This window comes from Mycobacterium sp., from assembly GCF_049683935.1.
In the GTDB taxonomy this organism is placed as follows: Bacteria; Actinomycetota; Actinomycetes; order Mycobacteriales; family Mycobacteriaceae; genus Mycobacterium.
Map to the genome: position 1 here is coordinate 1 of NZ_JBAUJR010000357.1, position 2,270 is coordinate 2,270.

Consider the following 2,270-nt stretch of genomic DNA (forward strand, 5'->3'; position numbering starts at 1 on the left):
CCGGTGGACGGGCGGGAACACCGGCCTCGCCGCTTCCCGGACCTATGCCAGCGCCGCCTTCACGACGCCGAAGGGGCGGTACACGGACGTTGCGAACCGTCCCTCGCAACGGTTCTGGATCTGGTTGCGGGAGAATGAATCTGCGGTGCTGTTCTCCGACCACCGCACGTCGATCCCGAAGGTGTCGGTGTCAAGGGCTACGGCGTCGGCGGCGAGGACGTGCGCGACGAGCGGGGCCTCGGAGATCGTCACGACGACCGGCACCCCGTAGAGACGCCTACTCGCGGGGTCGTAGGGCAGGGCCATGTGCTCGACGGCGTTGGTCGACGCGAGGGCCAGCTCGACGCCTTCCCACGCGGTCGGGTGCAGCACGATGGCTCCGGCGACCAGCCCTGCGGCCTCCAACTTGGTGAGCGACTTCCGGATCGTCATCAGCGCCGACGTGGTGAACGCCTGCGTCTGAATCCCGCTCTGGGAGTTGAGGTCCGCGATGACCATCGCCTCGATGGCAAGGGACAGCCCGAACTGCAGCTCGTCACTCACGAACCGCTCCAGTGCGACGTTGTCGGCCAGCCAGTAGCGGGGGATCAACTCGGAGAGGTGAGCGACCACATCGAGCAAATTGTCGACCAGCTCCACGCCGAGCGGCGAGGTCGGCTTGACCGCCCCGTCCGCGACGATGGCCGCGTTGTTCGTCCGTCCGGCGATGCCCTGCCGGAGGAACTGGAAGCGCGGGGAGTCGTGCTGGATCACCGGGAGGCCGTTGAGCAGGCTGGTAGCGACCCTGCCGAGTGCGACCGGGTTCTCGTTGAACTCAAGGCCGACGACCGCCGCGCCGGACGGCGCCAGGGCCTTGGCGCTGCCGTCAGGGCCACCGAGCATCTTCGACGCGACGGCCGTGGCCATGCTCTTTCCGAACGAGAGCCGCTTTCCGTCGTCGATGGTGCTGCGCGGCCCGGCGCTGACGCCGAGTGCCATCGCGTTGAGCTGCCCCATCAGCCCCTGGTCCTTGGTCTCCTCGGTGAGGTAATGGTTGATCGACTTCGCCTCCGCGAGGTTGCTGTCGATGGTCTTCCGCTCTGCAGCGGTGATGCCCCTACCCTCGGCCTTCGCCGTCGCGAGGATGGCCTTGGCTCCGGCGATGACCTCGGCGCGGCGTTCCCTGGTGAAGTTGTGCATGATTGTCGCCCTCCTGGCGATCCGGCGCACGATGGTGCGCAGCGTGTGCAATGACGGATTCGCTTGGGAGACGGGCGGGTTGGTTACCGATGGTCGGAGCCAAGTCTTACTCCGGCGAGGTCGAGAGGCGGCGGTGGCTGCCCGGTGGTCTTCCGGAGCGTCAGCTGATCGGGCCGACCTCCGGGACGAACGGGCGTTGCCACCACCGCGACACTCGACATGGCAACGGAGCCTCCGGATCGTAACCCCCTGCCGCACTTGGTGTCGAGAGCCTGCAGGTCATCGCGGCGGGCGGTCCGACCACAACCGGCTGTCGTACTGCCGGGCGACGTCGACCGGCACCCTGACCGTCTCCTCGTGAGTCCAGATCCCGTCTCCCTGCCGGACCGGCACCCGCACGGTCTCCGGCTGCGTGTTGTCGCCGTCGCCCTGCTCACTCGGTGTCGTCATGTGCGGTCGTCCTCCTCGCGTGCTGCCCAGCCGATGATGTTGCGCTGCAGCACCGACAGACCCAGCTCGCCGTAGAGGACCGGCACGTACGCCCGGAACACCGCGAGGACCCCCACGATGGTTTCAGCCACCCGGTCGGCGTCGGCGGCTTCCCGGAGCACGGTCGTGCAGCCGTCCGCGTTGCCCTCGGAGTGCGCGACGATGAGCCGGGCTGCACGCGCACAGTCCGGGTCGCCGTCCTGGTCGGCGGCGAGCGCGTGGAGCATCTTCGCAAGCATCGCCTGGCCGTCCGGGGTGTGCAGAGTCGGGACGATCCCGGCGTGGAGGTCGAGGACGGCAGTAATGAGCGGGGTGATCCGGTTGGTGTGGATCGCCTCCGCGAGAACGGCATCCACGCCCGCCTGGTCTTGCCGTCCGTAGTGGACGGCGAGCGTTGTGGCGCGGCGGTTGTCGGCGGCGTTCGTTTCGGTCATGTTGGTTTCCTCTCGGTTGTTGAATATTGCTGTGCTGCACTAATTTTGGTGGCTATTGGCGGTCGGGCGATTTTGCCGGCCACGACGCCACCGGGTCGTTCCGAGGGGCGCAGGCCGTCGACCCACTGCCCGCACGGGATGGCAGCCGGGCAGTGAGCGCAGATGGAC

General features: G+C 67.9%; 3 protein-coding genes. All 3 read right to left on the minus strand.

Features of this window, described 5'->3' with window-relative positions; genetic code table 11:
• Positions 1–42: 42 nt before the first annotated feature.
• On the minus strand, positions 43–1,179 hold the full coding sequence (locus WA965_RS20730; protein ID WP_526300328.1) for a phage major capsid family protein: 1,137 nt from the start codon (positions 1,177–1,179) through the stop codon (positions 43–45).
• Between the two features lie 279 nt (positions 1,180–1,458).
• A complete protein-coding gene (locus WA965_RS20735; protein WP_526300330.1) occupies positions 1,459–1,629 on the minus strand; it encodes a hypothetical protein in 171 nt (56 codons plus the stop codon).
• Positions 1,626–2,102, minus strand: coding sequence for a hypothetical protein (locus WA965_RS20740; RefSeq protein ID WP_526300332.1), 477 nt, complete (start codon positions 2,100–2,102; stop codon positions 1,626–1,628). The genes WA965_RS20735 and WA965_RS20740 overlap by 4 nt, the downstream gene beginning before the upstream one ends.
• Positions 2,103–2,270 lie beyond the last annotated feature (168 nt).